Source organism: Pseudomonas chlororaphis subsp. piscium (assembly GCF_003850345.1).
Taxonomy (GTDB): Bacteria; Pseudomonadota; Gammaproteobacteria; order Pseudomonadales; family Pseudomonadaceae; genus Aquipseudomonas; species Aquipseudomonas piscium.
Genome location: NZ_CP027707.1, coordinates 1,270,234 through 1,291,656, shown reverse-complemented (window position 1 = coordinate 1,291,656; position 21,423 = coordinate 1,270,234). Strand labels below are relative to the sequence as shown.

At 63.3% G+C, this 21,423-nt stretch carries 20 protein-coding genes; 5 read left to right on the top strand and 15 right to left on the bottom strand.

Annotated elements, in window-relative coordinates; all coding sequences use genetic code 11:
• Positions 1 to 214 precede the first annotated feature (214 nt).
• The 3 genes from C4K38_RS05820 (at position 215) to lptF (ending at position 2,099) form a co-directional block, all read left to right on the top strand.
• A complete protein-coding gene (locus C4K38_RS05820) occupies positions 215 to 559 on the top strand; it encodes a hypothetical protein (RefSeq protein WP_025806596.1) in 345 nt (114 codons plus the stop codon).
• Positions 560 to 843: 284 nt separating this feature from the next.
• A complete protein-coding gene (locus C4K38_RS05815) occupies positions 844 to 1,257 on the top strand; it encodes a DUF4398 domain-containing protein (RefSeq protein ID WP_025806595.1) in 414 nt (137 codons plus the stop codon).
• A 53-nt stretch (positions 1,258 to 1,310) separates the two neighbouring features.
• Positions 1,311 to 2,099 (top strand): lipotoxin F family OmpA-related lipoprotein LptF, encoded by a 789-nt coding sequence (gene lptF / locus C4K38_RS05810; protein WP_053277620.1) that lies wholly within the window; start codon positions 1,311 to 1,313, stop codon positions 2,097 to 2,099.
• 109 nt (positions 2,100 to 2,208) lie between these two features.
• Here the strand turns inward: lptF and C4K38_RS05805 are convergent, their stop codons facing one another.
• From C4K38_RS05805 to C4K38_RS05735, 15 genes are all read right to left on the bottom strand, one after another.
• Entirely contained in the window at positions 2,209 to 2,535 is a 327-nt protein-coding gene (locus C4K38_RS05805) for a PA3694 family proteiin (protein WP_053277619.1), read from the bottom strand.
• Positions 2,532 to 3,449 (bottom strand): alpha/beta hydrolase, encoded by a 918-nt coding sequence (locus tag C4K38_RS05800; RefSeq protein ID WP_053277618.1) that lies wholly within the window; start codon positions 3,447 to 3,449, stop codon positions 2,532 to 2,534. Before C4K38_RS05800 ends, C4K38_RS05805 begins: the two co-directional genes overlap by 4 nt.
• 150 nt (positions 3,450 to 3,599) lie before the next feature.
• Positions 3,600 to 4,877, bottom strand: coding sequence for a flavohemoglobin expression-modulating QEGLA motif protein (locus C4K38_RS05795; protein ID WP_053277617.1), 1,278 nt, complete (start codon positions 4,875 to 4,877; stop codon positions 3,600 to 3,602).
• A 32-nt stretch (positions 4,878 to 4,909) separates the two neighbouring features.
• Entirely contained in the window at positions 4,910 to 5,455 is a 546-nt protein-coding gene (locus tag C4K38_RS05790; protein WP_053277616.1) for a hypothetical protein, read from the bottom strand.
• A 63-nt stretch (positions 5,456 to 5,518) separates the two neighbouring features.
• Positions 5,519 to 6,235 carry a TetR/AcrR family transcriptional regulator gene (locus tag C4K38_RS05785; RefSeq protein ID WP_053277615.1) on the bottom strand — a complete coding sequence of 239 codons (717 nt, stop codon included), beginning with the start codon at positions 6,233 to 6,235 and terminating at the stop codon, positions 5,519 to 5,521.
• A 100-nt stretch (positions 6,236 to 6,335) separates the two neighbouring features.
• Positions 6,336 to 7,835, bottom strand: coding sequence for a lysine--tRNA ligase (gene lysS / locus C4K38_RS05780; protein ID WP_025806589.1), 1,500 nt, complete (start codon positions 7,833 to 7,835; stop codon positions 6,336 to 6,338).
• A 110-nt stretch (positions 7,836 to 7,945) separates the two neighbouring features.
• Positions 7,946 to 9,041 (bottom strand): peptide chain release factor 2 gene (gene prfB, locus C4K38_RS05775; protein WP_097305473.1). Its coding sequence is split into 2 segments (ribosomal slippage): positions 7,946 to 8,968 and positions 8,970 to 9,041, totalling 1,095 coding nucleotides; the frame shifts between segments, so codons are not numbered across the junction.
• A gap of 108 nt (positions 9,042 to 9,149) precedes the next feature.
• Complete coding sequence (locus C4K38_RS05770; protein ID WP_007927977.1) at positions 9,150 to 10,151, bottom strand: response regulator; 1,002 nt, start codon at positions 10,149 to 10,151, stop codon at positions 9,150 to 9,152.
• Positions 10,152 to 10,199: 48 nt separating this feature from the next.
• Positions 10,200 to 11,213 (bottom strand): chemotaxis response regulator protein-glutamate methylesterase, encoded by a 1,014-nt coding sequence (gene cheB, locus C4K38_RS05765; protein ID WP_053277614.1) that lies wholly within the window; start codon positions 11,211 to 11,213, stop codon positions 10,200 to 10,202.
• Positions 11,210 to 13,546 carry a hybrid sensor histidine kinase/response regulator gene (locus C4K38_RS05760; RefSeq protein ID WP_053277613.1) on the bottom strand — a complete coding sequence of 779 codons (2,337 nt, stop codon included), beginning with the start codon at positions 13,544 to 13,546 and terminating at the stop codon, positions 11,210 to 11,212. Before C4K38_RS05760 ends, cheB begins: the two co-directional genes overlap by 4 nt.
• On the bottom strand, positions 13,543 to 14,223 hold the full coding sequence (locus C4K38_RS05755) for a chemotaxis protein CheW (RefSeq protein ID WP_053277612.1): 681 nt from the start codon (positions 14,221 to 14,223) through the stop codon (positions 13,543 to 13,545). The genes C4K38_RS05760 and C4K38_RS05755 overlap by 4 nt, the downstream gene beginning before the upstream one ends.
• Positions 14,220 to 15,491 carry a CheR family methyltransferase gene (locus C4K38_RS05750; protein WP_053277611.1) on the bottom strand — a complete coding sequence of 424 codons (1,272 nt, stop codon included), beginning with the start codon at positions 15,489 to 15,491 and terminating at the stop codon, positions 14,220 to 14,222. The genes C4K38_RS05755 and C4K38_RS05750 overlap by 4 nt, the downstream gene beginning before the upstream one ends.
• A complete protein-coding gene (locus C4K38_RS05745; protein WP_053277610.1) occupies positions 15,488 to 16,024 on the bottom strand; it encodes a chemotaxis protein CheW in 537 nt (178 codons plus the stop codon). The genes C4K38_RS05750 and C4K38_RS05745 overlap by 4 nt, the downstream gene beginning before the upstream one ends.
• The gene (locus tag C4K38_RS05740) at positions 16,024 to 17,646 is read right to left on the bottom strand and encodes a methyl-accepting chemotaxis protein (RefSeq protein WP_053277609.1); all 1,623 of its coding nucleotides are present in this window, start codon (positions 17,644 to 17,646) and stop codon (positions 16,024 to 16,026) included. Before C4K38_RS05740 ends, C4K38_RS05745 begins: the two co-directional genes overlap by 1 nt.
• 232 nt (positions 17,647 to 17,878) lie before the next feature.
• The gene (locus C4K38_RS05735; protein WP_053277608.1) at positions 17,879 to 18,604 is read right to left on the bottom strand and encodes a tellurite resistance TerB family protein; all 726 of its coding nucleotides are present in this window, start codon (positions 18,602 to 18,604) and stop codon (positions 17,879 to 17,881) included.
• A 190-nt stretch (positions 18,605 to 18,794) separates the two neighbouring features.
• Between C4K38_RS05735 and C4K38_RS05730 the strand changes: the two genes are divergently transcribed.
• Positions 18,795 to 19,709: a LysR family transcriptional regulator gene (locus C4K38_RS05730; RefSeq protein ID WP_053277607.1), complete on the top strand. Its 915-nt coding sequence runs from the start codon at positions 18,795 to 18,797 to the stop codon at positions 19,707 to 19,709.
• 104 nt (positions 19,710 to 19,813) lie between these two features.
• Entirely contained in the window at positions 19,814 to 21,304 is a 1,491-nt protein-coding gene (locus tag C4K38_RS05725; protein WP_081001435.1) for a gamma-aminobutyraldehyde dehydrogenase, read from the top strand.
• The last annotated feature ends 119 nt before the right edge of the window (positions 21,305 to 21,423 follow it).

The window sequence follows — 21,423 nt, the reverse complement described above, 5'->3', positions numbered from 1 at the left end:
CTCCTAGTAAGCCCCAAGAGTGCCGCCAGCACATGGCTATTAGCAAGGGCGGTCTTGACGCGAACGGGTCCGGGCAAGGCCGGCGCACGACGAAGCGCCTTTAAACCTTGCGTGATGGAGCTAGTCTCAAGAGTAAGCCGCACAACGGCTTAGCGCCGGCACAGGCCGGTCACTCACCAGGCCCTGCCACAAGCAGGCGTTCATTGAGGTTGCCATGAAAATCCGTGAGCTCGCGCAACACTGGGAAGAAAACGCCAAGGGTCGCCTGACCAAGACCGGCTACACGATCTATCTGGACGTCGAAGCCGCAGCACGCCTGGCGGCGATTTCCGAGATGTACCCCAAACGCCAGACCGAGGAACTGCTCGGCGAACTGATCGGGGCTGCCCTGGAGGAACTCGAAACCAGTTTCCCTTATGTCCAGGGCCAGCATGTGGTCGCCACCGACGAAGAAGGCGATCCGCTCTACGAGGACATCGGTCCTACCCCGCGTTTTCTCGCCCTGTCGCGGCGTTATCTGCACGATATGTCGGCTCAGGCCGAAGAACAGAAACACTGATCCACTCCCGCATTTCTCACCGATAAAAGCGTTATTCCTGACCCCGAATCGGGTCAGGAGTACCCCTGCGCATGGCAAAAGTTCCCGATTTAGAGCCTTGTCTTCCCGGTCAGAAAGTTTCTCGGCGACTGGCCATATTCTCTGAACTATTCAAAAAAGCTTCCGGTCACACCCAGTAACCATCACTGGAACGGCCGTTTCAATTCAGCACCCTCGGCAACACCGTCACTCAGCGTTACGGCAGCGGAACCGGGATGGTTTTGATGTTTTTCAGGAGTTATCCAATGGAGTTGAAGACCATGAAGATCAGCACTGCCAAATCCTCGTCAAACCCTCTGCGCGGGCTGAAGCTGGCCGCGCTGGCTCTCGGTAGCAGCCTGGTCCTGGCCGGTTGCGCCGGTAATCCGCCGAGCGAGCAATACGCGGTGACGCAATCTGCGGTCAACAGCGCAGTCAGCGCGGGCGGTACCGAGTTTGCCGCCGTGGAAATGAAGTCGGCTCAGGACAAGCTCAAACAAGCCGAGCTCGCCATGCACGACAAGAACTACGACGAAGCCCGGCGCCTGGCCGAACAGGCCGAATGGGACGCCCGCGTCGCCGAGCGCAAGGCCCAGGCCGCCAAGGCCGAACAGGCATTGAAGGACTCTCAGAAAGGCGTTCAGGAACTGCGCCAGGAAGGCATGCGCAGCGTGCAATGAGCCACGGGCGCCAATTCCCACGTATTCGCCATCGATAAAAGGACGAACCCATTATGCGTAAACAACTGATGATCCCTGCCCTGTTGGCCCTGAGCGTGGCGCTGGCGGCATGCTCCACCCCGCCTAACGCCAACCTGGAAAACGCCCGGACCAACTACTCCGCCCTGCAGGCCAATCCGCAGGCCACCAAGGTGGCGGCCCTGGAAACCAAGGACGCCAGCGAATGGCTGGACAAAGCCGACAAGGCCTACCTGAACAAGGAGGACGAAAAGAAGGTCGACCAACTGGCCTACCTGACCAACCAGCGGATTGAAGTGGCCAAGCAGACCATCGCTCTGCGCACCGCGGAAACCCAGCTCAAGGACGCCGGCGACCAGCGCGCCAAGGCGCTTCTCGATGCCCGTGACGCGCAGATCAAGCAACTGCAATCGAGCCTCAACGCCAAGCAGACCGACCGCGGTACCCTGGTGACCTTCGGTGACGTGCTGTTCGCCACCAACAAGGCCGACCTGAAGTCCAACGGCCTGGTCAACATCAACAAGCTGGCGCAGTTCCTGCGCGACAACCCTGACCGCAAAGTGATTGTCGAGGGCTACACCGACAGCACCGGCAGCGCGGCCTACAACCAGTCGCTGTCCGAGCGTCGCGCCACTTCGGTGCAGGTCGCCCTGATCAAGATGGGTGTCGATCCGGCACGCATCGTTGCCCAGGGTTACGGCAAGCAATACCCGGTTGCCGACAACGGCAGCGTTTCCGGGCGCGCCATGAACCGTCGCGTGGAAGTCACCATTTCCAACGACAACCAGCCGGTCGCGCCACGTTCGGCCATCAGCGCCAACTGAGGCCGGCCCCGCGCGATAAACCGTGCACCCAATAAAAAGCCCCGCCTTGATCGGCGGGGCTTTTTTATTGCGGCAAACGGATCACGGCTTGCGCTGGCAAGTCGTTCGATCACTGCTCCAGCTTCGGTGTTTCCTGGCCCATGCAGCGCACGGCGCGCTTCTTGTTGTTGACCAGCACGCCGGTCAGCCCCTTCTGCTCGGTGTCGAACAGCACCAGCACGCCATCGACGCACTGCGCCACCTCGGCCGCCGGCTCCAGGGAGACCTTGTAGTCCTCGCCGGGCACGGTCTTGAGCATGGTGAAATCGTTGAGCAGCAACGCATCCTCCGGTTTGGCGAAATGCAGGTAGCCGTAGTACCACAGGCACGCCACGGTGCCGAGGATGCTGCAGATACCGGTGATGATCATGGGGATGGCGTTACGTTCTTCGCTCATTGCGGACTCTCTGGAGGTTCTACGACTGGATTCAAAGGTGCGGGGTAATTCGGGATTTCGCCCAGGCGGCGCAAGCCGTTGAAATGCTGCGGATCTTCAAGGTAACGCAGCATCACCTGGCGCCAGACCGGGTCGGCGAAGGTCTGCACATGCCCGCCACGGGTCAGCTGCAGCACCCTGGGCGGGGGCGCAGCTTGATACAGACGGATGCCGTTGGAAAGCGGTACGAGGGAATCGTCGATGCTGTGGTAGATCAGCTTGGGCACACCATCCAGGCGCGCCATGGCCTTGATTGCACTGTCGCCATCCGGCACCAGCCAGGACAGCGGCACCTGGAACGGCCAGGTCATCCAGGACGTGCTCAGGGCAAAACGGCCCACCTCGCGGTAACTGGCCGGCACGCCGTCGAAGACGATGGCCTTGAGCTGGCGCTGGCGTTCCGGATGCTGCTCCACCAGATAGTGGATGGCCAGGGCGCCGCCCAGGCTCTGGCCCAGGACGATCAGCGGCTTGCCCTGGACTTCGGGCGCCCGGTCCAGCCACTGGAAGGCCGCGTCGACGTCCTGGTAGATCGCCGGCAGGCTCGGTTCGCCTTGCGACACCCCGTAGCCACGGTAGTCCACCAGCAGCACCTGGTAGCCCTGCTCCGGCAACCACCAACTGCCGCCGAGGTGCCCGGACAGGTTGCCGCCATTGCCGTGCAGGTGCAGCACCGTGCCCTTGACCGGCACCCCGGCCTTGGCCGGCAGCCACCAGCCGTGCAGGCGCGTACCGTCGGCGGCGGTCAGTGTGACGTCGCGGTAATCGAGCCGGGCCTTGTCCGGGGTGAACGGCAAGCCGCGCTCGGGATAGAACAGCAGCGAGCTGCAACCGCTCAAGGTCAGTAGCAGGCAGACAATGCTGAGGACTCGCATCCGTTTGAAGCCTCGCGACAGGGGGTGAAAAGGATACTGCTGCAGGAGCGAGGCTTGCCCGCGATAACCAACGATGCGGTGATGCAGAAAAACCGCGGCGCCTTTATCGCGGGCAATCGAACGTCGACCGGCCGCTCCTACAGGTATGCGTCAAAGGATGTTGGAGTAATCCGCCTCGATCCGGTCCAGGCTCAGGTGATTGAGGAAGTTGGAGAAGCACATCCAGGCCGACAGCGCGTTCATGTCGCGGAACTGGTCCGGCAGGTACTTGGGCGGCACCACCAGGCCTTCGTCCACCAACTGCCGTAGGGTACGCATGTCCTCCAGGGTGGTCTTGCCGCAGAACAGCAAAGGCACCTGCTCGAGCTTGCCCTTGCGCACGGCCAACTGAATGTAGTTGTAAACCATGATGAAGCCCTTGAGGTAGGACAAGTCTTTGGTGAATGGCAGGCCCGTCGGCACCGAACCGCGGAACACCCGGCTGGCGTTGCCATAGCTTTCGGCCATTTCGAAACCCTGCTCGCGGAAGAACTCGAACACCTGCATGAAGTCCGCGCCCTCTTCCACCATGTGAATGGCGCGGGTGCGGTTGGTCAGCTTGCGCAGACGGCTCGGGTAGGAGGCAAAGGTGATGATCTCCATCAGGATCGCTAGGCCTTCCTGGGTCACGGTCGACGAGGGCGGGCCCTTGGACAGGAAGGTGCAGATCGGCTGGTTCAGGCCGTTGAGGGTGGTGCCCACGTGCACCAGGCCTTCATGGACTTCCAGGGCCCGCACATCGCGCTCGTTGAACATGGCGTCGGCGCGGATCTTGATGTAGTCGGCGCCGGCCGCCGCGTCCGCGACTATGCCGTCGGACTCGAAGACCCGGATGGTTTCCTCGGCCTCGCCGAACACCTTGTTCAGCCGGCTTTGCAGCAGGTTGACGGCTTCCTTGGCGCTCAGGGTCTTGGGTTCGTCCTTGAGGTCGCCACGGCCGTCGATGTTGTTCAGGTAATCCGAGAGCATCAGGCCCAGGTCGGCCAGGGTCGGGTCGCCGGCATGAAAGGCGTCGGAGGCCGCGCCGTAGAGTTCCTGGGAAATCAGCCCGAAATCCTCGGTGCCACGGGCCTCGAGCATCCGCACCACCATGCGGTACTCCTTGCACATGCGCCGCATGATCTGCCCCACCGGGTTGAACTGGCCCAGTTGCCGGGTGATGTCACGCTCGATGTTCTGGAACTCCAGCTTCACCGCGCTGGAATCGAAAGACAGCGCCCGGCCTTCGTAATAGGCGCGGTCCACCGCCGGCATTTCCTTGCCCTTGGCCTTGAGGAAACCTTTGCGGATGTTGTCATCCCATTTCACCGCATCCAGTACGCGGATCGGCGTCTGTGCCAGCACAATGCGATCGGACAAGGTGCGTATCGTCTGCTGGTAATCGTCCACCACAAACTCCTGTTAAAACGTCTGTACTGCGTTTACTTGCCCGCCCGCTGGAAGCGCGCCGCCTCGACGAACACGTCGGAGTTGGCGGGGTCGTCCAGATAGGCGAAAACCTGTGGCAGCGCGCTGTCGATCAGCACGCCCTCGCCGTCCTTGGTGTCGAACGGCTCGCCCCGCAGGGCGTTCTGCCCGCGGGCCTGATTGATCTGCTCGAGATCGAGCTGGTAGAGCACCAGTTCGTGTTCGTCGGTCAACTCGAAACCGGCGATGGTGAAGTGCCCACCGAGCGCCTGGGGCACAGCCGCCGAGAGATACCAGCGGCTGCCATGGCGGGACACGGTAAATTCGTAAGTATCGTGCTGTTGCGGCCTGGCCTTGACGGAAGTGACGGCCTTGTAGCGGTTGTTGCCGGTGCGGCTCAGCTGCAGGGTGAGCGGTTCGCCCCAGGCATTCTTGCTGGTCCATTTGCCCAGCAACGCCGCGGGCGCTGCCTGATCGGCCGGCAAGGGTTCCTTGAAGGACACCAGGCAGCCACTGAGCAGCAGGAACGACAAGGCGATCACAACACGCCAGGCTTTCATTCAACACTCCCTATCAGCAGTCGACCGGTAACCGCTGGCGAAGCCTGCGTTCGGGCAGGCGGATCACACCGAGGCCAGAACCAGGTGCATGTACCGAGTAAGAATGCCCAGCATGTCTTCGTCGGCCTGAGGCTCTGCCCCGTTGAGCAGGCCCTGATATTCCATCCGTCCGATTATAGACGTCAACACTTTGGCATCCTGTTGCGGCTCGCGGGAACCCAATACCTGGAAAAACTGGCAAGTACCGTGCAGCAGGATCTGCTGGTGGGAACGCACCAGCAGCGCCAGGCGCGGGTTGAGCAGCGCTTCCTGGCGAAACGCCTGTTCGGCCATCAGATGCTCGCGGCGGTTGTGCAGTTGGCGCTGCACGTAGTCGGCGGTCAGGCGGGCAATGTCATCGGCCAGTTGCGCACGGGATTCCGGGCTGCCATCGCCATAGGCGACCATTTCCCGCAGCAAGCCCTCGTTGTTGGCCCAGAGCTTGGCCATGAAGGCGGCGCTGCGCTCGACGTATTGGGCGAAGGTATCGGTGAGCAGGTCATCGATATCCTTGAAGTAGTAGGTGGTGGCCGACAGCGGCACACCGGCTTCGGCGGCTACCGCGCGATGGCGCACAGCCCGCACGCCATCGCGCACGACAATGCGCATGGCCGCGTCGAGAATATCCTGGCGACGTTGCTCACTGCCCTGTCGGCTGGCCTTGCGACCCTGGTACTGAACACTTTCAGCGACCGCAGTGGCGATGCCAGCTGCACCTTCTTGAGCAATTGCACGGTTCACGACAGGTATTCCTCTCACATAAAAATGAAAAAAGCAGTACGTCAGTGCCACACAGACAATAAAAAGCCGCCTGTTAGCGGCGGCTTTTTATTCAACATATTTACGCTTGCGGCCGCATGTGCGGGAACAGGATCACGTCGCGGATCGACGGGGAGTTGGTCAGCAGCATCACCAGGCGGTCGATGCCGATACCTTCACCGGCGGTCGGCGGCATGCCGTACTCCAGGGCGCGAACGAAGTCGGCATCGTAGTGCATGGCTTCGTCGTCACCGGCGTCCTTGTCGGCCACCTGGGCCATGAAACGCTCGGCCTGGTCTTCCGCGTCGTTCAACTCAGAGTAGGCGTTGGCGATTTCACGACCACCGATGAACAGCTCGAAACGGTCGGTCACGTTCGGGTTCTCGTCGTTGCGACGGGCCAGCGGCGAGACTTCGAACGGGTACTGGGTAATGAAGTGCGGCTGCTCCAGCTTATGCTCGACCAGCTCTTCGAAAATCATCACCTGCAGCTTGCCCAGGCCTTCGAAGCCGAGCACCTTGGCACCGGCTTTCTTGGCGATGGCGCGAGCCTTGTCGATGTCGTTCAGGTCATCGGCGGTCAGCTCGGGGTTGTACTTGAGGATCGAATCGAACACCGACAGGCGCACGAACGGCTCGCCGAAGTGGAACACCTTGTCGCCGTACGGCACGTCGGTGCTGCCCAGGACCAGTTGCGCCAGTTCGCGGAACAGTTCTTCGGTCAGGTCCATGTTGTCTTCGTAGTCGGCGTAGGCCTGGTAGAACTCCAACATGGTGAATTCAGGGTTGTGCCGGGTCGAAACGCCTTCGTTACGGAAGTTGCGGTTGATCTCGAACACTTTCTCGAAACCACCGACCACCAGACGTTTCAGATACAGCTCCGGGGCGATACGCAGGAACATTTCCATGTCCAGGGCGTTGTGGTGGGTCTCGAACGGCTTGGCCGCCGCGCCGCCAGGAATGGTCTGCAGCATCGGCGTTTCCACTTCCAGGAAGTCACGCTTCATCAGGAAGCTGCGGATGTGGGCGATGACCTGGGAACGCACGCGGAAGGTTTCGCGTACGTCTTCGTTGACGATCAGGTCGACGTAGCGCTGGCGATAGCGCTGCTCGGTGTCGGTCAGGCCGTGATGCTTGTCCGGCAGCGGGCGCAGCGACTTGGTCAGCAGGCGCACGTTAGTCATTTCGACGTACAGGTCGCCCTTGCCGGAACGGGCCAGGGTGCCTTCGGCGGCGATGATGTCGCCCAGGTCCCAGGTCTTGACCGCGTTCAGGGTCTCTTCCGGCAGGGTCTTGCGGTTGACGTAGACCTGGATACGCCCGGTCATGTCCTGGATCACCATGAACGAACCACGGTTGAGCATGATGCGACCGGCAACCTTGACCGGAATCGCCGCCTCGGCCAGCTCTTCCTTGGTCTTGTCCGCGTACTGTTTCTGCAGGTCGTTGCAGTAGTTGTCGCGGCGGAAGTCGTTGGGGAAAGCCTGACCCTTGGCGCGCTCGGCAGCAAGCTTTTCCTTGCGCAGGGCGATCAGGGTGTTTTCTTCCTGTTGCAGGGCCTGGTCGAGTTGTAGGTCGCTCATGTCTTTAAAATTTCCATCACAGGTTCGTTGCCCCTTGCCTGTGGCAAGGGATCGCGGGCCAGCCTCGCTCCTACAGAAGCGCGCCGTGCCCGCGGCATGGGTGTCGCGGCTTACAGCCCCGATTTCAGGCTGGCCACCAGGTATTCGTCGATGTCGCCGTCGAGCACCTTGTCGCAGTCACTGCGTTCGATGTTGGTACGCAGATCCTTGATCCGCGAGGCATCGAGCACGTAGGAGCGGATCTGGTGACCCCAGCCGATGTCGGACTTGCTGTCCTCCAGCGCCTGGGAAGCGGCGTTGCGCTTCTGGATCTCCTGCTCGTACAACCGGGCCCGCAGCATCTTCATGGCGGTGTCCTTGTTGGCGTGCTGGGATCGTTCGTTCTGGCAGCTGACCACGGTGTTGGTCGGTACGTGGGTGATACGTACAGCCGAGTCGGTGGTGTTTACGTGCTGACCACCGGCACCGGAGGAACGGTAGGTGTCGATCCGCAGGTCGGCCGGGTTGATCTCGATTTCCACCTTGTCGTCGATCTCGGGCGACACGAACACGGCCGAGAACGAGGTGTGGCGGCGGGCGCCGGAGTCGAACGGGCTCTTGCGCACCAGGCGGTGCACGCCGATCTCGGTGCGCAGCCAGCCAAAGGCGTACTCGCCCTTGATGTGCACGGTGGCGCCCTTGATGCCGGCGACTTCGCCTTCGGACAGCTCCATGATGGTGGCGTCGAAGCCACGCTTGGAGGCCCAGCGCAGGTACATGCGCAGCAGGATGTTGGCCCAGTCCTGGGCTTCGGTGCCGCCGGAGCCGGCCTGGATGTCCAGGTAGGCGTTGTTCATGTCCATCTCGCCGCTGAACATGCGACGGAATTCCAGCTTGGCCAGGGCTTCGTCGAGACGGGTCAGTTCGGCGACCACATCGCCCACTGTGCCTTCATCGTTCTCTTCGACGGCCATGTCCAGCAGATCGCGGCAATCGGCCAGGCCACCGGACAACTCGTCCAGGGTCTCGACGATCTGCGCCAGCGCAGCACGTTCGCGGCCCAGTTCCTGGGCGTATTCAGGTTTGTTCCAGACGTTCGGATCTTCAAGCTCGCGATTGACTTCGGTCAGACGCTCATGCTTTTGATCGTAGTCAAAGATACCCCCGAATAGTTTCGGAGCGCTCGGACAGGTCCTTGATAGTGTTAAGGATCGGGTTGATTTCCATGGCAGGCAGCACTCGTTGGCGAACTTTTGAAAGCCGGCGAGTATAACGTAATCAAGCTGGCGCGGCAGCCCGCCTGGCGGCTTTAGGCCCCCGCGGTGGTGGTTTTTTTCACTCGATCCCCACCTGATTGCGACCATTGTGCTTGGCCAGATACAGGCCTTTGTCGGCGGCCGAGATCAATTGCCGGCAACTGGTGCTCGGCTGCGGCGTCATGGTGGACAGGCCGATGCTGATGGTCAGGCTGGCCCCTTCGGTCGGCGCGATATGCGGAATCTTCAGGGCGGCCACGGTCTGGCGCAGTTTCTCGGCCACCAGCCGCGCCCCGCCGGGCGAGGTGTTCGGCAGTACCAGGGCGAACTCCTCCCCGCCATAACGCGCCGGTAAATCCGACGGTCGGCTGCTGGCCTCGCGGATCGCCGTCGCCACCTTGCGCAGGGCTTCATCGCCTTCCAGATGACCGAAATTGTCGTTGTAGGACTTGAAGTAATCGACATCGATCATCAGCAGCGACAACTGGGTCTGGTCACGCATTGCCCGGCGCCACTCCAGCTCCAGGTACTCGTCGAAATGCCGGCGGTTGGACAGGCCGGTCAGGCCATCGGAGTTCATCAGGCGCTGCAGTACCAGGTTGGTATCGAGCAGCTGCTGCTGGCTGACCCGCAGCGCGCGATAGGCCGCATCCCGCTGCAACAGGGTCATGTAGGAGCGCGAATGGTAGCGAATGCGCGCCACCAGCTCGATGTTGTCCGGCAGCTTGACCAGGTAATCGTTGGCCCCGGCCGCGAAGGCCGCACTCTTGATCAGCGGGTCTTCCTTGGTCGAAAGCACGATGATCGGAATGTTCTGGGTAGCCGGGTGGTTGCGGTACTCGCGCACCAGCGTCAACCCGTCCAGGCCCGGCATCACCAGGTCCTGCAGGATCACCGTCGGCTTGATGCGGATCGCCTGGGCAATGGCCTGGTGCGGGTCGGCACAAAAGTGGAAGTCGATGTTTTCTTCATTCGCCAACCCACGCCGCACAGCCTCACCGATCATTGCCTGGTCGTCGACCAGCAGCACCATCGCAGCATTTTCATCGGTTTTAAAATCGTCGAGCTGTAAATCATTCATGGGTTGTCACCTGAGTTGCTACCTGGCCAGGACAGCTGCGTTTGTCGGTCATTTGGCAAATATCTCCAGCAATCGTGGAGCGATCTTGTCCAGTGGGCGAATCTCTGTGGCAGCGTCGATGGCAGCGGCCGCCTTGGGCATGCCATACACCGCACTACTATTCTGGTCCTGAGCGATGGTCAGATAACCTTGGTCGCGCATCAGTTTCAGGCCCTGGGCGCCGTCGCGGCCCATGCCGGTCAGCAGTACGCCGACCGCATCGCCATTCCAGTAACTGGCGACGCTTTCAAAAAACACATCGATCGATGGCCGATAGATCTCGTTTACCGGCTCGGCGGTGTAGGCCAGGGCGCCGTTCTTCAACAGCCGGATATGGTGGTTGGTCCCGGCCAGCAGCACCGTACCGCTCTGCGGTGGCTCGCCTTCGCGGGCCAGGCGCACCTTCAGCCCGGAAGCACTGCTGAGCCACTCAGCCATACCCGCGGCAAACACCTGGTCGACGTGCTGCACCAGCACGATGGCGGCCGGAAAATCGGCAGGCAACCCCTTGAGCAGCACTTCCAGCGCCGCCGGGCCACCGGCGGACGAACCGATCGCCACCAGGCCCTGGCGTTGCGCCATGGTGCGCATCGGCACCGGCGCCGAACGCACGTGGCTGCCGCGCTGCTGGCCGATCAGCCAGCCGATGTTGAGGATCTTGCGCAATAAGGGCGCCGCCGCTTCCTGCGCATTGCCGGCACCCAGGGCCGGTGTGTCGACCACGTCCAGCGCGCCATGGCCCATGGCCTCGAACACCCGATGCACGTTCTGCTGGCGGTCCACCGTGACGATCACGATGGCGCAAGGGGTTTCGGCCATGATCCGGCGGGTCGCTTCCACGCCGTCCATCACCGGCATGATCAGGTCCATCAGGATCAGGTCGGGCGTCAGCTTCGCGCAGTACTCGACCGCCTCGGCGCCATTGGTCGCGACCCACACCACTTCGTGCGCGGGCTCGAAGGCCAGGGCCCGGCGCAGGGCCTCCACGGCCATGGGCATGTCATTGACGATCGCGATTTTCATGCCCGCGCTCCTCCAATCAGCTCCACCACCGCATCCAGCAGGGCGTCATCATGGAAACTGGCTTTGGCTAGATAATAGTCGGCTCCGGCATCCAGTCCACGGCGCCGGTCCTCTTCGCGATCCTTGTAGGAAACCACCATCACCGGCAACGACTGCAGGCGATTGTCACGGCGCAGGAGTGTGACCAATTCAATCCCATCCATTCGGGGCATATCGATGTCGGTGATCAGCAGGTCGAAGTCTTCCGAACGCAGGGCGTTCCAGCCATCCATGCCGTCGACGGCGACCGCTACGTCATAACCACGGTTGAGCAAAAGCTTGCGTTGCAGCTCACGCACGGTGAGCGAGTCGTCGACCACCAGGATGCGCTTGCGCGCCGTCTCGGCCTGATGGCGGTTGTGGCGGGCGATGCGCTCCAGGCGGCCGGTATTGAGCAGCTTGTCCACCGAACGCAGCATGTCCTCGACATCGACGATCAGCACCACGGAGCCATCATCGAGCAAGGCCCCGGCGGAAATGTCCTGGACCTTGCCCAGGCGATCGTCCAGCGGCAGCACCACCAGGGTCCGCTCGCCGATGAAACGCTCGACCGCCACGCCATAGACCGCGTCGCGCTCGCGAATCACCACCACCTTGAGTGTGGATTCATTGTTCTGCCCCGCCGGGCGTTGCAGCAACTGGCTGGCCGCGACCAGGCCGACATGGCGGCCTTCGTGCCAGAAATGCTGGCGCCCTTCCAACTGGACAATATCGTCGGGCTCCAGGTCGCACATGCGTTCGATATGCGCCAGCGGGAAGGCGTAGGCCTCTTCGCCGACCTCCACCACCAGGCTGCGCACCACCGACAGGGTCAGCGGCACTTCGAGGTGGAAACGACTGCCCTGCCCCGCCACCTGCTCCAGCTGCACCGCGCCGCGTAGCTGGCGCACCATGTGCTGCACCGCGTCCAGGCCGACCCCGCGCCCGGAGACCTCGGTGACCTTGTCCCGCAGGCTGAAGCCCGGCAGGAACAGGAAGGTCAACAGTTCTTCTTCGCTCAACTGGGCAGCGGTCTCGGCCGGGGACAGCTGGCGCTCGACGATGCTCTGGCGCACCCGCTCCAGGTCGACGCCGTTGCCGTCGTCGCTGAGTTCCAGCACCAGCAGACCGGCCTGGTGCGAAGCGCGCAGGCGAATCAGGCCCTCGGCCGGCTTGCCCGCCAGCAGCCGCTGCTCGGGCGTTTCGATGCCGTGATCGACTGCATTGCGCAACAGGTGGGTCAGTGGCGCTTCGAGTTTTTCCAGCACGTCGCGATCGACCTGGGTCTTCTCGCCCTCGACTTCCAGGCGCACCTGCTTGCCCAGGCTGCGCCCCAGGTCGCGGACCATCCGCACCTGGCCCACCAGCACATCGGCGAACGGCCGCATGCGACAGGCCAACGCGGTGTCGTAGAGCACCTGGGCACGCTGGCTGGCCTGCCAGCCGAACTCATCCAGCTCGGCGGTTTTCTCGATCAGCAACTGCTGGGACTCCGCCAGCAGGCGCCGCGCATCTTCCAGGGCTTCGAGGGCCTCCAGGCCCAGCACCTGCTCCTTGAGATGCCCATTGAGGTTTTCCAATGCTCGCAGCCCGTTGCTCTGCATGCGCTTGAGGCGCTGCAGGGCCGCCAGGTAAGGCTTCAGGCGCTGGGTTTCCACCAGCGACTTGCTCGACAGATCCAGCAGGCTGTTCAGGCGTTCGGCCGTGACCCGCAATACCCGTTCACCACCCTCGGCGAGCTTCTTACCCTTCTGCGGAGTCGCCACGGATGCCTCTAGCGGCGTCTCCTGCAGGGGCTCCAGCGGCAGCTCGAACGGCGGGACCTGCGGTTCGGGCTCGACCCGCGGAGCTTGCAGCTGCAGCTCGGCCATGGGCGGCAGGCTCGGCTCGACCCTGGGCAGGCCAACGCCCGCCGCCGCGCCCGGCGAGCCGATCAACTGCTCCATGAGCGCCACGTAGCCAGCAATGTCCTGCTCACCCACCTGGCTGCTGCCCGGCGTGGCGATGCGCATCAACAAATCGGTGCCCTGCAACAGCGCATCGATATGTTCGGGACGCAGGTACAGCCGCCCTTCCTGGGCGCTGACCAGGCAATCTTCCATTACGTGGGCCACGCTGACCCCGGCGTCGACCCCGACGATCCGCGCCGCGCCCTTGAGCGAGTGAGCGGCGCGCATGCAGGCTTCCAACTGGTCGGCCTGGGTCGGATTGCGCTCCAGCGCCAGCAGGCCGGCACTGAGCACCTGGGTCTGGGCTTCGGCTTCCAGGCTGAAGAGTTCGAGCAGCGAGGCGTCGCGCATTTGATCGGGGGTCATGTCAGGCTCCGGGTCACGGCGGACAACAACTGCTCTTCATCCAGCCAACGCAGGCTGCGGCCCTTCCATTGCAGGACGCCACGGGTGTACTTGGCACTGGCCTGCTGGCCGGAAACCGCGGCGGCATTCAGGGTGCGCTCGTCGATGGCATGGATGCCCTCCACCTCGTCCACCGGCACCACCACCGGGCCGCCCTGGGCGGCGATGATCAACATTCGCGGAATGACCCGCGCACCCGGGGCGACCGTGCCGGTAGCGTCCAGCCCCAGCAGTTCCACCAACGACAGGCACGCCACCAGCGCGCCACGCACATTCGCCACGCCCAGCAAGGCCCGCGAGCGCTGGTGCGGCAAGGAATGGATCGGCTGCAGCGGCGCCACTTCCACCAGGCAGCGGGTGGCAATGCCCAACCATTCCTCGCCCAGGCGAAACATCAGTAACGAACGGGTGACGACATCCGTATCGGCCTCGACCGATTGCTCATGGCGCTCCTGCTGCAACGCATAGCGGTCGAGCAGACGGGTGGCCGCGGCGGAATACACCGAGCAGTTGCGGCAATGCACATGCCCGGCCAGCAACGGGCAACTCTTGTCGCCATGGATACCGATGCGGTTCCAGCAGTCGTCGATGGCCTGCGCATCTTCATGGGTCACGTTCAACGAAACAGAGCCGCTCATGATTTACGCTCACTGTCTGCTGCACGGCCGCTGCGGGCCGCACGCTCCTGCAATCGACGGGCCCCGGCCACGTCTCCCTGGGAGGCCAGTAAAGCAGCCAGGTGCACCAGCGCCTCGGCGTGCTGCGGGTCCAGGTACAGGGCCTTGCGATAGAAACCCTGGGCTTCCAGGGCGCTGCCCGCCACATCGCTGAGCAGCCCCAGCCAATAGAACACCTGCGCCACCGGTTCGTGGGTGTCCAGATAATGCTCGCACGCCACCCGGGCCTCGGCGCTTTTGCCTTCGTTGGCCAGGGCCGCGATGCTGGCCAGCAGGGTCGTGGCGTCGTTGGCCGGCCTGGTCGGCGCAGGACTTGGGCTCGGCGCCGCACTGGCAAACGGCCGGCTGCGCACAGGCGGCGCGATGCTGCGCACCGGTTGGCGCACCGGCAATGTGCTCGGTACGAAGACCGGTGCGGGCTCGGGCTCAGGTTCGGTATGCCGGCTGAAGGCAAAGGACTGGGCAATGCCGATCGAGCGCATGCCCAGGCGGCCCAGCAGGCTGCCTTCGGCCGGGCCGATGAACAGCACGCCTTCAACGTGAGTCAGGCGCTTGAGCACTTCGCACACCTGGCGCTGGGTCGGCTGATCGAAATAGATCAGCAGGTTGCGACAGAAGACAAAATCGTAGGGCGGCTCATTGGCCAGCAAGGTCGGGTCCAGCAGGTTGCCGACCTGCAGGCGCACCTGCTCGCGCACCCGCTCGCTGAGGCTGTAGCGCTCATCCTCGGCGGTGAAATGCCGCTCGCGAAAATCGCTGTGCTGGCCGCGAAAGGAGTTCTTGCCGTACACCGCCTGCCTGGCCCGCTCGACCGACAGCGGGCTGACATCGAAGCCATCGACCTTGAATTGATGGGGCGCGAGCCCGGCATCGAACAGCGCCATGGCAATCGAGTACGGCTCTTCGCCGGTGGAGCACGGCAGGCTGAGGATGCGCAATGCGCGCATGCCCTTGAGTTCGGCAAGGCGCGAGAGGGCGAGTTTGGCCAGGGTCGCGAAGGACTCCGGGTAACGGAAAAACCAGGTCTCCGGAACGATCACCGCCTCGATCAGGGCCTGCTGTTCATCCCGCGAGCCTTGCAGGGTCTGCCAGTAATGGTCGGTGCTGGGCGCCTGCTGGGCGATGCTGCGCTGGCGCACCGCGCGCTCGATGATCGCCGGCCCCACCGAGGCCACATCGAGGCCGATGCGCTCCTTGAGAAAATCGAAAAATCGCTGGTCGCTGCTCATGACGACTCCCCGAGCAGCGCCAGGTCCAGTGGCGGAGAAGGAAACAGCAGCGCGCGCACCTCGGCATCCAGCAGGTCGTCGACCCGCACCCATTGCAGCAGGCCCTGGGCGTCTTCATAGACCGGCCCCAGGTACGGCGCACTGCGGTTATCCAGGCCGTAGGCCTTGAAGTCCTGCGGGTTGCAACGCAGGGTATCGGTGGCCTGCTCGAGGATCAGCCCCAGCAACCGCGCAGGCTCTGCCGCCTGCGGGCGGTAGTGCACCAGCACCAGGCGGGTGCTGGTGCGCTCCTGCGCCGGCTCGCCAAAGGTCAGGGCACTCAGGTCGAGCACCGGCACCACCGTACCGCGATGGGCAAAGACCCCGGCGACCCAGGACGGCGCCTGGGGAATCGGCTTGAGCTGCAGGCGCGGCAATACCTCGACCACCTCGACGGCCTGCAAGGCGTAACGTTCGGTGCCGATGCGGAACACCAGGAACAGCGCGTCTTTGGCCGCCGTCCCTGCGCCGCTTTTCGCTGCGAGCTCGTTCATCAGACTTTGAAACGCGAGACGCCGCTACGCAGCCCCACCGCCACCTGGCTCAGTTCATCGATGGCGAAACTGGCCTGGCGCAGCGACTCGACGGTCTGGCTGCTGGCGTCGCCCAGTTGCACCAGGGCGTGGTTGATCTGCTCGGCACCGGTGGCCTGGGCCTGCATGCCTTCGTTGACCATCAACACCCGCGGCGCCAGGGCCTGGACCTGATGGATGATCTGCGACAGCTGCTCGCCGACCTGCTGCACCTCGGCCATGCCGCGGCGCACTTCTTCGGAGAACTTGTCCATGCCCATGACCCCCGCCGAAACCGCCGACTGGATCTCCCGGACCATTTGCTCGATGTCGTAGGTAGCGACCGCGGTCTGGTCCGCCAGGCGCCGCACTTCAGTGGCCACCACGGAAAAGCCGCGACCGTACTCGCCGGCTTTCTCGGCTTCGATCGCGGCGTTGAGCGACAGCAGGTTGGTCTGGTCGGCGACCTTGACGATGGTCACCACCACCTGGTTGATGTTACCGGCCTTCTCATTGAGGATCGCCAGCTTGGCGTTGACCAGGTCGGCCGCACCCATCACCGAATGCATGGTTTCTTCCATCCGCGCCAGGCCTTGCTGGCCGGAACCGGCCAATACCGACGCCTGGTCGGCGGCGGTGGAGACTTCGGTCATGGTGCGTACCAGATCGCGCGAAGTGGCCGCGATCTCCCGGGAAGTCGCGCCGATTTCGGTGGTGGTCGCCGCGGTCTCGGTGGCGGTCGCCTGTTGCTGCTTGGAGGTGGCGGCGATCTCGGTGACCGAGGTGGTGACCTGGACCGAAGAGCGCTGCGCCTGGGACACCAGGGAGTTGAGCTCGGTCATCATGTCGTTGAAGCCGGTTTCCACTGCACCGAATTCGTCCTTGCGCTCCAGGTTCAGGCGGCTGGTCAGATCGCCCGTGCGCATGACGTCGAGGATCTTCACGATACGGTTCATCGGCGCCATGATCGCGCGCATCAGCAGCAGGCCGCACAGGCCCGCCGCCAGCACCGCCACCAGTAGGGAAACGCCCATGGTGACTTTGGCCGCGGCCACCGCATCGTCGATCTGCAAGGCGGCCGAATCGGCGACCCCTTTGTTCTCGTCGATGATGTCGTTGAGTTTCATCCGACCGGCGATCCAGGTGGGCGTCAACTGGTCATGGAACACGCGGACAGCCTCGGCTTCCTGATTACGCCGATGCAGATCCAGGACCGTAGCCTGGATCTTGAGAAATTCCTGATGGTGTTTTTCAAACTCTTCGAACTCCTGCAGGTCGCTACCACCGCGAAGCGTGTCCTTGTAGCTGGCCATGTGTTTCTGCAGGCGTTGCTCGAAGCTCTTGAAATCGGCCTCATCCTTGGCACTGACGCCCTTGCCTTCGTTGAGGCCGATGATTTCCTGGGTGTGCAGGAAACTGTCGACCCACGAACCACGAATCATCGAACTGAAATAGACCCCGGGAATGGCATCGGAGCGCATGCGGTCTTCGCCGGCCTCGATCTTCAACAAGCGGGAGTACGAGGCTATGACCATCAGCAGCATGATGGTGATAATCACCGCAAAGCTCGCCAAAATGCGTTGGCGCAACGTCCAGTTCTTCACAGTCAGTCCTCGGGGCCATTCAAATGGTGGGGAGTATAGCCGAGGGCGTGCCATCATTTATCAGCGTATTGCGCACCACGTCTCACTCAGAGCGAAAGGCAGGGGCCGCTCTGGAGGGCTACTTTCCGCCAGATGACTCGAGCGCCGCCAGTGACGATCCGGCACAAGCAGAGGGCATTTCAGCCATCAGAAAGGGCGTGCGGAGCTTTCTCCAGCGCACGCCCGATTGGCGTCAAAAACTGGCCTGGCGAACCTGCTTTTCCAGTTCGAGTTTCAACCCCGGTTCCAGCTTGAGCTGACGCGACAGCTCATCCAGATACGCCTTCTCCATGAAGTTTTCCTCATCCACCAGCATCACGCTGGCGACGTACATTTCCGCGGCCATTTCCGGCGTGCCGGCGGCCCGCGCCACATCCGCCGGGTCCAGGGGTTTGTTGAGTTCGGCGTGCAACCAGTGTTGCAGCTCCTGGTCGTTGTCCAGCCTGGTGAACTCGCCTTCGATCAGGGCGCGCTCGCGCTCATCGATATGGCCATCGGCCTTGGCCGCGGCCACCAGCGCCTTGAGGATCGCCTGGCTGTGTTGCTCGACCTGCTGCGCGGGCAGGCGGTCGAGGGTCTGCGGCTCGCCTTTCGGCGCACCGGCCTGCTGCGCCTGCCAGTTGCCGTAGGCCTTGTAGGCGATCACGCCCAACGCCGCCAGGCCGCCATAGGTCAGCGCCTTGCCGCCGAACTTGCGGGCCTTTTTATTGCCCAGCAGCAAGCCCATGGCGCCGGCTGCCAGCGCGCCGCCTCCGGCGCCGGACAGCAGGCTACCCAGAGCCCCGGAGCCACCGCCCAGTAACCCGCCCAGCGCGCCCTTGTCGGCGCCGGATGCCTTGTTCTGCTGCGCCCCGGCCTTGTTCTGCAACAGTTCCTGGCCAGACTTGAGCAATTGATCGAGCAATCCACGGGTGTTCATCCAAACCTCCAGCAACTTGAGTTGATCGAATCAATAAGGCCATCAGCCTAGATCGAAGTGCCCCGATCCTGGGCTCGAGTGTGCTTCCAGATGTTGCTTCGCCGGGGCCGGCCATACGCCCGGGCGGTCCTTCGATTAAAAAGATATACACTCGAAAAAATCGACAAAACCGCCTAACCGGTGATTGCCCATGATGACCTTGCGCCAGATCCGTCACTTCATCGCCGTGGCCGAGACCGGCTCGATTTCGTCCGCCGCCCAGGCCGTGTTCATTTCCCAGTCGACCCTGACCCTGGCGATCCAGCAGCTCGAACAGGAAATCGGCGTCAGCCTGTTCAACCGCCATGCCAAGGGCATGACCCTGACCCACCAGGGCCACCAGTTCCTGCGCCAGGCGCACCTGATCCTGGCCACGGTGGACAACGCCAAGCGCAGCCTGCAGCAGAGCACCGACCAGGTGGCCGGCCAATTGATCGTCGGCGTGACCAGCCTGGTCGCCGGTTACTACCTGGCGGACTTGCTCACACGTTTCCAGCGCGCCTACCCCAATGTGGAAATCCGCGTGATGGAAGATGAACGCCCGTACATCGAACACTTGCTGGTCAGCGGCGAGATCGACGTCGGGGTGCTGATCCTCTCCAACCTCGAGGACCGCCACGCCCTGCAGACCGAAGTGCTGACTCACTCCCCCCACCGCCTGTGGCTGCCCGCCCAGCACCCGTTGCTGGAACACGACAGCATCAACCTGGCGGATGTCGCCCGCGAGCCGCTGATCCAGCTCAACGTCGATGAAATGGACCGCAATGCCCAGCGCCTGTGGTCCGGCGCCGGCCTACAACCGCGCGTCACCTTGCGCACCGCCTCCACCGAAGCGGTGCGCAGCCTGGTGGCGGCCGGGCTCGGGGTGTCGATCCAGCCGGACATGACCTATCGCCCCTGGTCGCTGGAAGGCGACATCATCGAAGCCCGGCCCATCGCCGACCTCAGCCAGACCCTCGACGTCGGCCTGGCCTGGCGTCGCGGCACGGCGCGCCCGGCGCTGGTGGACCCGTTCCTGACCGTGGCCCGCGAACAGCCCCACGGCGGGCGCAAGCCATCTATTTAATCGAACGCCGCATTCAGTATTTAGTATTTGTCGAGCACAGGCCCCGCCACTAGTCTCTGATCATCCGTCCAGAGAGGGCCGGCCCTCCGTCACTGGGGAGCACCATGGCCATACAAGAAAAGAGAACCCGGAAAATGGCTGGCGCGCAGACTCCGTTGTCCACCGCTTTGTTGATCGATGGCGAATTGGTCGCCGGCCAGGGTCTTGTCGAGCCGATCCTCAACCCGGCCACCGGCGAAGTACTGACCCAGATCGCCGAAGCCAGCACCGAACAGGTGGAAGGCGCGATCCTCGCCGCCCATCGCGCCTTTGCCGACTGGTCGCGAACCACGCCTCAGCAACGCTCGAACATCCTCCTGGCGATTGCCGATGCCGTGGAAAAGCAGGCCGACCACCTGGCTCGCCTGGAATCGCTGAATTGCGGCAAACCGCTGCACCTGGCGCGCCAGGATGATCTCGGCGCCACCGTCGACGTGTTCCGTTTTTTTGCCGGCGCCGTGCGCTGCCAGACCGGCCAGCTGGCCGGCGAGTACCTGCCGGGCTACACCAGCATGGTGCGGCGCGACCCCATTGGCGTGGTGGCGTCCATCGCGCCATGGAACTACCCGATCATGATGGCCGCCTGGAAGATCGCCCCGGCCCTGGCCGCCGGCAACACCCTGGTATTCAAGCCGTCGGAGCACACCCCACTGTCGATCCTGGCCCTGGCGCCAACCCTGGCCGAACTGCTGCCGCACGGTGTGCTGAACATTGTCTGCGGCGGTGGCGAAGGCGTGGGCAGCCACCTGGTCAGCCACCCCAAAGTGCGCATGGTGTCGCTGACCGGCGATATCGTCACCGGGCAGAAGATCCTCCAGGCCGCCTCGAAAACCTTGAAACGCACGCACCTGGAACTGGGCGGCAAGGCCCCGGTGATCGTCTGCAACGATGCCGATCTGCAGGCCGTGGTCGAAGGCGTGCGCAACTACGGCTATTACAACGCCGGGCAGGACTGCACCGCGGCTTGCCGGATCTACGCCCAGGCCGGGATCCACGATCGTCTGGTGGCCGAGCTGGGCGCCGCCGTCAGCAGCCTGCGGTTCGCCGGCAAGCGCGATGCCGACAACGAGATCGGCCCGCTGATCAGCCCCCGCCAGCGCGACCGCGTGGCCAGTTTCGTCGAACGCGCCTTGGGCCAGCCGCACATCGAACGGGTGACCGGCGCCGCGGTGCATTCGGGCGCCGGCTTCTATTACCAGCCGACCCTGCTGGCCGGCTGCCGGCAAAACGATGAAATCGTCCAGCGCGAAGTGTTCGGCCCGGTGGTCACCGTCACTCGCTTTGACGAACTGGCGCAGGCAGTGGACTGGGCCAACGACTCGGAATACGGCCTGGCCTCGTCGGTCTGGACCCAGAGCCTGGACAAGGCCATGCAGGTGGCGGCCCGCCTGCAATACGGCTGCACCTGGATCAACAGCCATTTCATGCTGGCCAGCGAAATGCCCCACGGCGGCTTGAAGCGCTCCGGCTACGGCAAGGACCTGTCCAGCGATTCGCTGCAGGACTACAGCGTGGTGCGGCACATCATGGCGCGCCACGGCAATGACCTGAAATAACGCACAAGGCGCTGTACGCAAAGCCGGCGCCAGCCACTTTTCGTACAGCGCCTAAGCTAATAACAAGCCATCACGGCGCGTTCCACCGTGTTCACAACTGCCCCGACCATAATTTGAAA